At 56.6% G+C, this 13,574-nt stretch carries 11 protein-coding genes; 10 read left to right on the plus strand and 1 reads right to left on the minus strand.

All coding sequences use genetic code 11. The features are described from left to right. Positions 1-12 precede the first annotated feature (12 nt). The 7 genes from B5G34_RS16305 (at position 13) to B5G34_RS16335 (ending at position 5,052) form a co-directional block, all read left to right on the plus strand. Positions 13-1,365 carry a hypothetical protein gene (locus B5G34_RS16305; protein ID WP_087340042.1) on the plus strand — a complete coding sequence of 451 codons (1,353 nt, stop codon included), beginning with the start codon at positions 13-15 and terminating at the stop codon, positions 1,363-1,365. Further along, positions 1,362-1,925 (plus strand): Pvc16 family protein, encoded by a 564-nt coding sequence (locus B5G34_RS16310; protein WP_087340045.1) that lies wholly within the window; start codon positions 1,362-1,364, stop codon positions 1,923-1,925. The genes B5G34_RS16305 and B5G34_RS16310 overlap by 4 nt, the downstream gene beginning before the upstream one ends. Then, on the plus strand, positions 1,922-2,308 hold the full coding sequence (locus B5G34_RS16315) for a DUF4280 domain-containing protein (RefSeq protein WP_087340047.1): 387 nt from the start codon (positions 1,922-1,924) through the stop codon (positions 2,306-2,308). Before B5G34_RS16310 ends, B5G34_RS16315 begins: the two co-directional genes overlap by 4 nt. Before the next feature lie 912 nt (positions 2,309-3,220). Continuing rightward, positions 3,221-3,931 carry a phage tail sheath subtilisin-like domain-containing protein gene (locus B5G34_RS19530; protein ID WP_343286580.1) on the plus strand — a complete coding sequence of 237 codons (711 nt, stop codon included), beginning with the start codon at positions 3,221-3,223 and terminating at the stop codon, positions 3,929-3,931. Next, complete coding sequence (locus tag B5G34_RS16325; RefSeq protein WP_242957095.1) at positions 3,888-4,388, plus strand: phage tail protein; 501 nt, start codon at positions 3,888-3,890, stop codon at positions 4,386-4,388. The genes B5G34_RS19530 and B5G34_RS16325 overlap by 44 nt, the downstream gene beginning before the upstream one ends. A gap of 24 nt (positions 4,389-4,412) precedes the next feature. Then, complete coding sequence (locus B5G34_RS16330) at positions 4,413-4,592, plus strand: DUF6760 family protein (RefSeq protein ID WP_087340049.1); 180 nt, start codon at positions 4,413-4,415, stop codon at positions 4,590-4,592. Positions 4,593-4,614: 22 nt separating this feature from the next. Then, the gene (locus B5G34_RS16335; RefSeq protein WP_087340052.1) at positions 4,615-5,052 is read left to right on the plus strand and encodes a phage tail protein; all 438 of its coding nucleotides are present in this window, start codon (positions 4,615-4,617) and stop codon (positions 5,050-5,052) included. A gap of 61 nt (positions 5,053-5,113) precedes the next feature. On the opposite strand, the gene B5G34_RS16340 is transcribed toward B5G34_RS16335, so the two are convergent. Then, complete coding sequence (locus B5G34_RS16340; protein ID WP_242957096.1) at positions 5,114-6,277, minus strand: IS110 family transposase; 1,164 nt, start codon at positions 6,275-6,277, stop codon at positions 5,114-5,116. Positions 6,278-6,784: 507 nt separating this feature from the next. On the opposite strand from B5G34_RS16340, the gene B5G34_RS16345 reads away from it, so the two are divergent. The 3 genes from B5G34_RS16345 to B5G34_RS16355 form a co-directional block, all read left to right on the plus strand. Next, on the plus strand, positions 6,785-8,233 hold the full coding sequence (locus tag B5G34_RS16345; protein WP_140397279.1) for a HAMP domain-containing sensor histidine kinase: 1,449 nt from the start codon (positions 6,785-6,787) through the stop codon (positions 8,231-8,233). Next, on the plus strand, positions 8,224-8,817 hold the full coding sequence (locus B5G34_RS16350; RefSeq protein WP_087340062.1) for a response regulator transcription factor: 594 nt from the start codon (positions 8,224-8,226) through the stop codon (positions 8,815-8,817). The genes B5G34_RS16345 and B5G34_RS16350 overlap by 10 nt, the downstream gene beginning before the upstream one ends. 149 nt (positions 8,818-8,966) lie before the next feature. Beyond that, on the plus strand, positions 8,967-13,574 hold a 4,608-nt coding region (locus B5G34_RS16355; RefSeq protein WP_162609508.1), incomplete at its 3' end, for a leucine-rich repeat protein.

Genomic DNA, 13,574 nt, shown 5'->3' on the forward strand with positions numbered 1-13,574 from the left:
GGAGGGCAGGCCATGGCGGACGACACCCAAAAGCGGCAGTGGAGCCGAAAGGATTACTGGCATGTGGGGCCGGTATTCATACGCAAACCCTGGTTTCTCATGCTGGTCATCGCGGGAGCTGCGGCTATCCTGGCCCTGTTCGGACTGCCCTTCTCCTTCTTTACCCCCGGGGACACCGGCCCACCCACCTACTGGTACGGAGACAAGGCCTTACAGGAGGTATCGGGCCGGGTGCGCATTGTGGACAGCGCAGGCGTGCTCCGTTATGAGGGAGACGTGGTCAACGGCGTGTATTCCGGACAAGGGGCGGTATACGACAGGCTGGGACGGCTGGTCTACGTAGGGCCTCTGGAGGACGGCTTCTTTCAGGGGAACGACGGCGCCCTCTATCGGGAAGGCAAGCTGTATTACAAAGGCCAGATGGTGAGCAACCGCTGTGAGGGCCTGGGGCAGATGTTCCATCCGGATACCGGCCGCTGCGTGGCGGAGGGCACCGGCAAGGAATACACCTCTGACGGAAGCCTGCTGCGGGAGGGCACCTTTGCCTCCGGTCTGCTGGAGGGCCAGGGACGGGAATACAGCACCACGGGCGTGCTGCTGCGGGAGGGCACCTTTTCCGCAGGCCTGCTCCACGGCCAGGGCACCCAGTGGACGGAGGAGGGCGCCATGCTCTATCAGGGAGCCTTTTCCCACGGGGTCTATCAGGGGGAGGGCATCCTCTACGATCCCCAAACCGGGGGCATCCGCTACAGCGGTAATTTCCGCAATGGCCAGCCCATGGGCTACGGTACCTTGTACCACACCAGCGGCCAGGCCCTGTACACCGGGCAGGTGTGGCAGGACAGGCCCAGGGGGGACGCCTTTCTGGGCTTATCCCTGGCGGAGCTGGAGGAGGCCTTTGCCGAGCACTGGCTGCTCTACATAGGCGAGGATGAAGCTGCCTTTGTCTACCCCACCTTTGGACTGATGTTCTTTACCGACTGTCCCATAACCCTGGTGACTACAGAGGGACAGGGGGAGGAACTGAGTCCGGCCCTCTCCCCCAAAGACCTGGTCATCAATGAGGTGCTGTCCTACGGAGATCTGCTGCCGGGCGCACCTCAGCCCGATACCAGCCAGACCGTGGACCCCCAGCCGGTGGACTGGCGGGACTGGTTCAGCAGCTATGCCCTGGGGCGGACGGCATCCCCCAAGGTGGAGCAGACCGGCCCCTTTGTTTACCGCTTTACCCGGCCCGAACAGGGCATTGAGACGCGGCCGGCTTGGACGGCCTCCGGCAGCGGCCTGGGCACCCTTCTGGTGCTGGACGGCGGAAAGGACGGAACGGTGCTCTGGCAGAGCGCGTGGAGGGAGGATGAGCCATGAGTCAGCAGCTGGTATTGCTACAGGCCCTGTCCCTGGTGCTGGAGGGCCTGCGGAAGGAGCTGGTCCCGGTGGTGCTCCAGCAGGCGGACGAATTGCAGCTGGCCTACCCCGGCGACAGCACGGAGGGGCGGCTTTTCCTCACCTGCTACGATGTGGCGGATACCCGGCCCTTTGGCGTTCCCCGTCCCATTCCCCAGGGACCCACGCTCCAGCAGGCCCCCAACCGCTATCTGGCCCTGCGCTTTCTCCTCTACGCCAACCGAAAGCGCCCCTTTGGCGGGCTGGAGGCGGTGGACGAGCTGGTGCTGCTGGAAGGGGCGGTGCGGGCGGCCCACAGCATGGGACCGCTGGAGCTGGAGGGAGAGCCCCTGCGGCTCCAGCTGGAGTCTCCGCCCACCAGTGAAAAGACGGCTCTCTGGCAGAGCATGGGACAGCCCATCCAGCCCGCGCTCTACCTGATGCTGGAGGCCATCCCCGTGCCCAGCAGCCGGGTCACCCAGATCGCTCCCGTCAAGGAGCTGTATCTCCATCTGAAAGGGAAAGGAGGCACATCCCCATGAAGCCTGCTCTTTGTACCGGCGGCGTGATCCAGTGCAGTTTTGGGACGGCACCCGTTCCCCTCAACAGCACGCCCACCGCCAAGGTACTGATCAACGGCAAACCCATGGCCACGCGGGCCGACCACATTCCCATAGGGAATATCCCCTCATTTGGGCTGTGCAGCTGTGTGGCCAACCCGGCGGTTCAGGCTGCCACCGCCGCAGCCATGGGCACCCCCACGTCGGCCCCCTGTGTGCCTGTCACCACCGCCCCCTGGCAACAGGTACAAAAGAAGGTCAAGGTAGGCGGACAGCCCGCCCTGCAGCAGGGCAGCAGGCTGACCTGTCAGTGGGGCGGACAAATCTCCGTCCGGTTTCCCGGACAAATAAACGTATATCTGTAACCAACAGCCGTAAATTCATCAGAAAGAAGGGACGCATATGGCAGAATATCTGGCTCCAGGTGTGTATGTGGAGGAATTTGACTCCGGCGTCAAGGCCATGGAGGGTGTTGGTACCAGTACCGCAGGATTTATCGGTCTGGCGGAAAAGGGACCCACCAAGGGAACCCCTGTGCTCATTACCAGCTTTGCCGAATACCAGCGCCGGTTCGGCTCCTATCTCTCTCCGCAGCGGTACGGCAGCAACCGCTTCCTGCCCAATGCGGTCGAGCACTTCTTTACCAACGGAGGCAGCGCCTGCTATGTGATGCGGGTGCTGCCCGAGGACAGCAGCTCGGCAACGGCAACCCAGGGCCGCTTTCTCTTCACCGCCAAGGATCCCGGTAAATGGGGCAACCGGCTGAGCATTGTCATAACCGCCGGCAGCAAGGGTAAAACTCCGGCAGCCGACGACACTCTAACCCTGAGCACAGAACCAGGCGCGGAGAGTGAAGCCCACACCACGGAGCTGTTCGTCCTGGATGTTGTGGTGAGCCACGGCAGCATGACCGAAACCTATTCCGGCTGCACCCTCAATCCGGACTCCCCGGATTACCTGGTGACCCGGCTTCAGCTGTCTCAGCTGGTGACCGTGGAGCTGGCAGAGCAGACCGAGGAGGAAAGCAAACAGGGCGGTCCCCTGGCCAGCCTGGGCGGAATGGGCGATCGTCTCACCATCCGGCTGTCCGGCGGTACCGACGGCCCCCTGCCCATTCCGGCCACCAGCCTCACCAGCCTGTACAAGGGAAACGACGCCATTCCCGGCCAGCGCACCGGTCTGGCCGCCTTTACCGAACTGTCCGATGTGAATATCATGGCCATCCCCGGTGTGACAGACCAGGATGTGCGGCCGCCCTCATCGCCCACTGCGAAACCATGGGCAACCGCTTCGCCGTGCTGGACACCCCCCAGGACAAGGTGGATACCACCAGTCTGGCGAACTTCCGGGGCATCTATGACAGCTCCTATGCCGCCATGTATGCCCCCTGGATCAAGGTGTTCGACCCCCTGTGCAACCAGGCCGTTTTCCAGCCCCCCTCCGGCGCCGTGTGCGGCATCTATGCCCGCAGCGATACCCAGCGCGGGGTGCACAAGGCCCCGGCCAACGAGGTGGTGCGGGGCTGTACCGGCCTGAGCGTCAGCTACAACACCGCCGAGCAGGCCAAGCTCAACCCCATCGGCATCAACCTGATCCGCGCCATTCCCGGCCAGGGCATCCGGGTGTGGGGCGCCCGCACCTGCTCCAGCGACGGCAACTGGAAGTACGTCAACGTGCGGCGTCTCTTCCTCTTCCTGGAGGAGTCCATCCGGGCCAACACCAACTGGGTGGTCTTCGAGCCCAACGACGAGAGCCTGTGGGCCAGGGTAAAGGGCACCATCACCCTGTTCCTGGAGACCCAGCGCCGCAACGGGGCCCTGGCCGGTTCCACGCCGGACCAGGCCTACTATGTCAACGTAGGTGCCACCACCATGACCCAAGACGATATCCTCAACGGGCGGCTCATCTGTGAGATCGGTGTAGCTCCGGTGCGCCCGGCTGAATTTGTGGTCTTCCGCATCACCCAGATCACCCAGAGCACCACCTGATACTGCTGAGGAGGGACGAAATTATGGCGGATATTATCTATCCATTCAAAAATACAACTATAAGGTAACCATTGACGGGACCGAGGCGGCCGGCTTTTCCGAGGTCTCCGCGCCCGACATCACCGTTGATCCCATCGAGTACCGGGAGGGCAACATGGCGGGCAAGACCCCCGGCAAGCAGCCCGGCATTCTCAAGTATTCCAACGTTACCCTGAAGCGGGGCACCACCGACTCCCCGCTCTTCATGGACTGGATGACCGAGCTGAAAAACGGCACCGTCAACCGCAAAACCATTGTGATCACCCTGGTGGACGACGAGGGGAAGGACTCCGCCTCCTGGCAGCTGGAGAAGGCCTGGCCCACCAAGTACACCGCCCCCGACTTCAACGCCACCAGCAACGAGGTGGCCATCGAAAGCCTGGAGCTGGTGTGCGAGGGCATCACCCGCACCATGTAACCGGACGAAGGGAGGAAGCGCCAAATGCAGCTACAGACCGAATACCCCTTCCGGGAGCTGTGCCGCCAACTCTCGTTCATCTCGTACCATTTCCACTGGAGCCCGAAGAATGGGCTGACCCTCCCCCACCTGGAACGGGAACGCTTCTGCCGGGAGATCCGTCAGATCAACCGCCAGAGCAACGGGAAGAAGAAATATTTTTGAGTTGTAAGAAAGGGGGGAGCGTATGAGCAAAGATCTTCTGAACCAGTATTCCTTCCGGGTCTTCCTGGAAGGCGCCGAGGCATTGGAGCTGGGCTTTTCCAGAATCTCCGGCCTGCAGGTCGGTGTGGAGACCACCACCTATCAGGAGGGGGGCGTCAATGACCGGGTCCATCTCTTGCGGGGGCCCATACAGCGCGGAGGCACCCTGCGGATGGAACGGGGCGTCTATGCCGGAGAGTTCTGTCCCCTCTACGTCACCGGCACCTGGCTGCCTGCCCTGAAGCTGCAGGTGTATGCACATCCCAGCCAGAAAAAGCCGGGCAAGACCTATCTGTTTTCCAACCTGATCGTCAAGAGCTGGAAAGTGGGGACCATGGACGCCCTGGAAGGTCGAATTATGATTGATACCTTTGAGGTGACCAACTATAGGAAGTCAAGTCTTTTGCGAAGAAATTTTTAGTGACGAAAAAAGAGCGCAGGAAAGCAAACCATCCAGAGGAGGGCCGAAAAAAGGGAGAATCTTAGTGGATCATGGTCGGATCATAACGGATATTTTTGGTTTGCAGCGTGTAAATGACCCGCAGAAGTTTTTTGGCAACATGGGTCAATGCCACACGATGAGGCTTGCCCTCTGATCTTTTCTTGGTGTAATACGCGGCAAAAACTGGTTCGCTGGAGATGAGAGGTAAGCAACAATTCATTAAAGCATACCGAAGCCGGGATGAGCCGTGCTTAACCATATGTCCGGTATACTCAGATTGCCCGGATTGAAAATAGCCTGGTTCCAGACCTGCAAAGGCAAGCATTTTGGAAGGGGTCTGAAATTTGCTGAAGTCTCCAAATTCCGAGAGAATCACGGCGGCAGAGAGCTCTCCAACGCCGGGAATGGATAAACAGGGCGGATCGATTCCCCGAACGCACTCTTTGATTTGAGCGTCCAATTCATCCACCTTGGAGTCCAATTGGGAGTAAAGCTCCAGAAGGATATTCATCTGATCCAAGAGATAATCGCTTTGAGTTCCAACAGTGTTTTTTGCTAAAGCTTTGAGCTGGGTGAAATTACTCAGAGTGAATCTGCCACGGGAAAGTTTGCGCAGGGCTTCATAAGAGCGTGCGTTCATGTTGGCGATCCGTTCCGGTGTCTGGTAGTGCGCAAGGATGTACAGGGCTGTGACAGAAAACTTGTCTTTAAAGAAGGTTTTGAACTCAGGAAACAGTTTATCCAAGACGTTGGTAAGCTCCACCAGTTGTCTGCTGCGCTGACGAACCAAACTATTGCGAAATCTTGTGAGTGACTTTAGCTTATCCAAGTGGTAGAATGAGGACGGATAGGGCTTGTACTCTACCGTCATCACATACTGGGCGATGCTGAGCGCATCAATGGAGTCGGTTTTCGTATTTCTGAGGGATTTGCTGCGAACGAATCTGGAAACCAGAAGCGGATTGAACTCCATAAAGGTGAAGCCGTTGGATTCGAGGAACAGCTTCAGATTTTGCCCATAGTGGCCGGTAGATTCAAGCCCTATCTTCTTTTCACCTTCCAGACTGTCCAGCAATGCCTTGAAATGCGAAAAGCCCTCCCGGTCATTGGAAAAAGACCATGAGGGCATAACGGTATCACAGAGTTCGTCAATGATGGCGCAGTCGTGTTTGAACTTAGAGATGTCGATTCCTATAAAGTACATGGATTTCCTCCTTTTGTTTAGATTAGCACTGCTGGTCTCCACAGATGACTTGTCCATGTATTCACGAAAATAGAAACGTCAAGCGTTAACCAACGAATCACCAATGCAGGCAAGCCACTGTGGTCTGAGTCACCTCAAAACAGTCTTGCTGTAAGAATATAGGTACAGATCCACAGTGCTTGACCTGATTATACTGCAGGTAGCTACTCCTGCTGTATAACCAATTTTCGAGGAAAGGAGAATTAATAAAACCACCCCTTTCGAGATGGTTTTATTATACGTGGACTATGAATCCATGCTGCTGCTCCCCCTGTAACATGCTGGGGCTGTGTCTACACGCCCACCCTCGCCATCCTGCGGCAGGCGGTAAACGGCACCCGACTGGCCGGGGAACCGCTCCGAAACGCACGATAACCGTCCGCCCGTCTCACAATTGAAATACCCTCATCTTCCATGATATAATACCCCAAACTTTGGTTCTGCTTTAGTTTAAAGGGGGAGATAGCAGTGGATGACAGTTCCAGATGGGCAGAGGTGGTCACAGATGGAATCCCTGGAGAATTGCTGCTGGTATTTACCCTTTTGATCTGGGCGATCTTTCTTATGATCCTGTGCTCCAATCCCAAAAACAAGTTGAACTTCTGGTGTTTCTGCAGCGGGATGCTGTTCAGCATCGGGGCGCTGAAAGAATACTTGTTCTATACACTGGGGCCCAGGCTGATTGAACTTGGTATCTGGACCAGCGGATGTTCCGAGACGCTTTACTCTCTGCTCAGCGCCGTTTTTTATTATCTCTCTATGCCGGCGGTGGTGATCTTCTGCCTGTACTTTCACCGGCTGGATCGCACCCATCCCCGGCTGTTCCGCCGTCTGCGTCTGCTGTTGTATCTGCCGGCGCTTCTGCTTGCCGTCATCTTTCCCTGTACCCAGACGCTGGCATTCCAGCAAGTGCCCGCCTTCTGCCTGGTAGTAGGCCTGTATAACTGGTGTTACGGTCTGATCGGCACAGGCATCCTCATCCATGTCCTGATGGCGGAGCGGCTGAGCACTCATTTCTCCCAGCGCCGTCTGGCAGCGGCCAGCCTGCTGGTTCCTCTTTGGTTCTGGCTGATCTCCGCCTTTCCCTACCATGCCTTGGGCATTCCTAATCTCAGCAAACTCTGGCAGATCAACCTGATCGTAGTCCTGTTTGTTCTGCTCTATTTCCTCTACCACGCCTGCCGGGACGGAATCTGGGGCATTCGCTTTCGAAAGGAGACCTATGACTGGGGCACCGGAAACGTGGTACTGCAAAAAAACGCCAAATATGTGGGCCACGCGCTGAAAAACGACCTATCCAAAATCGAGTGGTGTACCGACTTTCTGGCCGCCCAGGGAGCGCCCGCTCGTGAGGTGGATATTCTCCGCCGCTCGGTCACCCACCTGAAACAGTTTGTCAGCCGGACACAGCTCTACTCGGATCGGATCTCCCTGTTCCCCGAACCATGCGACATAAAGGACCTGTTCCAGTCCCTTGCGGATGCGTTCAACGCCGCTCCCGGAAAGACGGCGTCTGTTCAGATCATCACCTGCGCGGACACTCCCTTGACCTGTGACCCCGCTCACGTGGAGGAAGTCCTGCGCAATCTGATTGCCAACGGGCTTGATGCCGCAGGAAAAGACGCAACGGTATCTCTCTCCTATCAGCAGCTTCCCCGTCGGCGCTGTGCCGTGATCACCGTGGCAGACAACGGATGCGGCATGGATAAGGAAACGGCCAGGCAGATTTTTGAGCCCTACTACACCACAAAGGCCGGAGGGGACAACCTGGGACTGGGTCTGTATTACTGCCGGAACGTGATGAGCGCCCATGGCGGCAGTATCCGGGTGATCTCCGCGCCGGGGAAAGGCAGCACCTTTTCCCTGTTCTTCCCGGTCAGGCGCAGAAAAAAGAAGGAGGGACAGGCATGGAGCTGATCCGTATTCTGGTGGTGGAGGATGACCCGGACTTTCAGTACCTGATCCAGCAAAGTCTGGCGGCTTATGACGATCTGTCACTGATCGCCTGTTGTCCGGACGGCGAGACAGCCTGTCAGGCTGCCCGGCAGGAAGACCCTCACATTGTGCTGATGGATCTGGCCTTACCTACAGATCCCATGGAAGGGGTATCGGCCGCCCGGCGCATCCGTCTGGAAACCCGGGCCAAGGTAATCCTTCTGACCTCTTTTGATGACCCAGCCACCGTGATCCAGGCCAGCGTGGAGGCCTTTGCCTCGGCCTATGTACTGAAAAGTCAATTTCCCCTGCTGGTGCCTACCATTCGGGAAACCGCCCGCGGAGTCATACCCCAGTCTCACCTGATCTGCTCGGCCCTGCTGCAGCGGCTCACACCGGCAGAGCTGACGGTGTTTCAGCACATGCTGGGAATGCCGGTAACCCTCCACTCCTCCGAAAAGACCATTGCCAACCAACAGACCGGGGTCCTGCGTAAGCTAGGGCTGCATAACAAGCAGCAGCTGCGTCATATCTTTTCGGCCTATTTTCCTCAGATCGAAGCATGAATATAACGACTGCACCATCGCCTCCATTCCCCCGGGAACGGAGGCGATTCCTATATTTCTTGGGAACAAAAGAAAAATGTGGATGATATAATTGTTATAATTAGGGAACCGGCAATTTCGGACCCCAGAAACGAAAAGAGGGATGATAAATGAAACCGTACAGACGTATCCTGGCTGCCCTAATATCCATTCTGCTGCTGGGTCAGTACGGCGGGTTTGCCGCAGCTGCGGCAGTGGGGGAGAACCTGCCTAATTTACCGGCGATCACGGTTTTGGCGGCCCAAACAGGTACATTTACCGACAGTAGCTTCAGTTGGACCCTGGATGATGATGGCTTGCTGACCATCCGCGGTACCGGTGTGATGCCCAGCGAAAAGCCCTGGGGCAACAATGCATACATCACCCAGATCGTACTGGAGGAGGGGCTCACCCAACTCCCCAACGATGCCTTCAACGGATGTTCTTCCGTGACCGCCGTCACCCTGCCCAGCACCCTAACTGATATCGGCGACCGTGCATTTTATAATTGTGTCGCTCTAACCTCAATTAACTTTCCGCAGGGCCTTTTGACGATTGGCGACTCAGCTTTCCGCTGGTGTACTGCGCTGAAGGAAATTACCTTGCCTGGCTCCCTTACGAACTTTACCAGCGCCTTTTCGCAAGCCGGGCTGGAACAGGTCACCCTCCAAGCAGGGATCACGACCATTAGCGAGAATGCATTCTCCAACTGCTCCTCATTGCAGGAAATTACGATACCGGAGACCGTTACTTCTGTGGGAAAGGATGCCTTTCGGCGGTGCTTCTCTCTGACCTCAGTCTCACTGCCCAACACAGTGATCCGCATAGAAGCGGGAGCCTTTCAGGAAACAGGACTGACCTCCTTCTCTATCCCCGCAGGGCTGACCGAGCTATCGAACAACGTACTTTCCAACACCGACATCACATCAATCTCTATCCCGGCCCACATTAAAACAATTGGAAACGGTGCGTTCAGCGGCTGCAATCAGATGCAGACGCTTACCATCGCCGAGGGCGTTACCGCCATCGGCGCGAATGCCTTTGAAAACTGCAGCAGTCTCACGGAGATCACGGTGCCGGACAGTGTGACCAGCATTGCCGGATATGCGTTCAAACGGTGCAGCAGCGTGGTAACGGTAAGACTGCCGGATCAGTTGAAGGTCCTCTCAGAGAGCGTCTTTGCCGAGTGCGAGGCGCTGGAGTCCATCAATATGCCCGCTGCACTTGAGGTAATTGAGGCAGGCGCGCTGGATCTATGCAAAAAAATACGGACAATTATTTTGCCAAGCGGAGTCCGCGAGATTCGTGATCGCGCCTTCCGGGGCTGTGAGAGTCTGCGGGAGGTGGTAATCCCAGCCAGCGTAACCTCCATTGCAGGCGGAACAACCAACAGTGCGTTCTATTGGTGCTCCAACTTTACACTGTATGTGGAGCAGGGATCCTATGCCGAGACCTATGCCATGGAAAATAACTACACCTATGAATATATTGTAGATGGCAACCGGCTTTCCCTGACCGTAACCGGGCAAGATGGGGCCCCCGTCACCGAGGGGTATACCATTGTCTGGCACAATGGGGATACGGAGGAATGGCTGGGCAGCGGCAACGCCATACTGGTAGACGAGTCAGTAAGCCAGGTATCCTATCAGGTGGTGCTAGACGAAAGTCTTGCCTTTACCTACCGTCAGCCTGACCAGGTTTTCGTAGAGGTGCAGGAGGGAGATTCGGCTCTAACCTGCGTGCTGGAGCCGATGGAGTCAGCAGACATTACCGGCTGTGTCAAAAACGAGAGCGACGAGGCGCTTCAGAGCGCTCAGGTGACCTTGACCCAGCGCACCGCTACCGGTTATGAGCAGGTACTGGGGCCGGTCACCACCGATGAGGAAGGCTGGTTTACCCTGACTGGCTGCCGGCTGGAGGGCACACTGTCCATCCAGGCAGCGGGCTACTATGCCCGGAATATTGATCTTATTCAGCCAAGCAGCGAAACGCAACATGCAGGCATAATCCGGCTGACCCCCATCCCTGAAGCCCGAATCCAGCTTGAGCTGAAGCTGCAGCACGCAACCGCAGTGGGGGAAGATGCAATTACCACCAGCCTCACCGACTGGACCGGCCTTGAATTTACGGTTTTCAACCGCACACAAAACAAGGAAATTCCAGATGTGACAATCCAGGCTCCCTACCTAGTGGTAGGGAATGCTGCCTCAGACGGAGATGTGCTGCAAATTTCGGTACAGGATACTGCCGGTCGCATGACGGGAGGAGAGCCGACAGAGGTAATCTACAGCGTAGCCGGCAGCAAGGCTACCATCACCATGCTGCAGAACGGATACATGGAGGCCAATCTGGTAGGCAGCGGCAGCAAGCGGGTATTCCTTTTTGACTCCAACGCTAAAGGGCTTGGTTCCTATTCGGTTGGTGAGCTTCTGTTTACCTCTGACTGCCTGCCCGCAGGCCATTATCAAATTGCTGTAATGGAAAAGACTTCCCTGCTGAGCCATGTGTCCAATCTGTCCATCCTGACCACGATGGGGCTGGTCGAGGGAACGGATTATCTGCTAAAGGATGTGGAGATTAAAAACGGAGCGGTCACTGAGCTGGGTGATCTGTCTGTCCCGGAGTTGGGTGACGGCAGGCTGAGCTATACCGTGCCGGAGGGTACCTCGGTCCTGGCCAGCAAAGGGCAGACCGTGGCCGGCCAGATGGTGACCATCCGAGCCCAATATGAAATTGACCAGCAGTATGACACCGAGCAAGAAAAGCTGGTGGTGGAACTGCCTGACAACTGTGAACTGGTGACGGGCAGCGTCACCTTCAACGGTACCATCACCCGTTATACACTGGCAGGCAATATGCTTACCGTCCCCACCGGGCAGTCTCAGGGCGTGCTTCTCTTCCTGGTAGTACCCCAGAGCAGCGGCAGCTATGGGGTCAATGTGGCCCTGGAAATGCGCCAGGGTGAGAATCAGGCAGCGCAGCCCATCGGCACCGCCAGCTTTGTAGCCACCGCCATGGAACTGAACGTACTCTGCCGTACCGCCCGTAGCTATATTATGGCGGGGGGCAAGACGATGCCTGACAGTAAAGTGGAAATCTATGACTCTGACAGGCTGGCCGCCACCACTACCGCCAATGCCGTGGGTACCTGGTCCGTTCAGGTGCCTCTGCATCCCCGTTATGAATTTGAACTCCACACCATACAGGCGAAGGTGACTACGCCAGACGGAGCAGAGATTCTGTCCGATCAAATAGAGGTCACTTACGACGCCGGCTATATCGACGCCGACAGCATTACCATGATCAACATCGCCCACGACGCGGGACTGTCCCCGGTGGAGTACCGCAACCAGGTGGATTTGACTACGTATGACTCCAAATCGCTGGTATACCGCTGGTGGCCGCTGTATCCTGTATTTACCTTCGTAGTAGACTTCAGCGAAAACGATCCCCAGCGGCTTCAGAACATTTATGTAGTGGCGGAAAATACGGCGGGAGAAGAAACCTGGATCCCCTGTACGTATCAGGAAGGAGAGGGCTGGACCGGAGCTTGGACCTTTGATACGGCGGAAAGCCTGCCGGTCAGCCTGTGGGTCTCCTACGACTGCGAAGGCGTTCCGTCCATGCTCAGCGAAAACACCATGGCATATCTCCAGGAGGATATAACCGCCCTGTGGAATGATCTCGATGCCTTGGCGGAGGATATTCCTGTAGAGTATGGAGATATCCAGATCGCAGAGGACGGCATGGGATTCTCCATGCCCATTTATCGCACGGAAACAAGCGGCGAGCAGACCGAAGTCGGAACCTACCAATTTCAGGAGCTGGACTACGACGATTTTGACCTGGACGAATGGGCAGAACTGGGATATGAGTCCTTCACCGTCGAGGACGGGACCGAATTTTATATGCGCACGGAGTATACCTCCAACAGCGCAACTACAATCTACGCTTGCCCGGATGATGCATATTTGGTACAGGATGTCATTACGCTGAATGCCCCGCTGCTTCAGACGTTCCGCGCTGGGGATGTCCGCGCCTTTGAGGATTTTTCAGGAGTTTATGATTTATCCAACACCATTGCCACCTGTCTGCCGGGCTGGCCGGGCACCGTTGCGGAGTTCATCAATTATGGCGGTACCGCTTATTCCCTCTGTCAGGGGGTAAGTGCTTACCATAGTTTGCTGCGCGCTGAGGTCACTAATCTTTATACACTTCTGAATGTAAAATGCACCAGCACCAGTGATTACCGGCTGGAAAGCTCAGATCGCCTCAGACTGTGGACAGAAATCATCGGCATATCCGAACAGGTTGATCAGTATCCAGACGATGTAACGCTCATGTTTTTAACCTCAGTGGCAGCGAACAAGGCTATTGATAAGCTTGTTGATATGGGAAAGAACTCGGCCATTAAAAAGCTTCCTGCTTCTGCAACGGAACCTATCTTGAAGTCATATCAGGCAACAATAAGCCGTTTGAGCAACCAGCTAAACGGCTGGGTCACAAGCCAACGGATCGAAAAGGTGTTTAACTGGGGACTGGAATTTGGTGATAACCTAGTTACCAGCGGAGCAACCAATACGGCATTGGACATGACTGGAATCAAAAGTGTGCTGGATCCGGTTGCCTTTATGCATGATGAATACAGCCGGATTTATCTGGATATCTCTGCGCTGCAGCACAAGATCATCGACGCCTACCAGGATTGTGGCGGCGGTGGCGGCGGCGGAGGAGGTGGC

This window comes from Flavonifractor sp. An82, assembly GCF_002159265.1.
Classification (GTDB): Bacteria; Bacillota; Clostridia; order Oscillospirales; family Oscillospiraceae; genus Flavonifractor.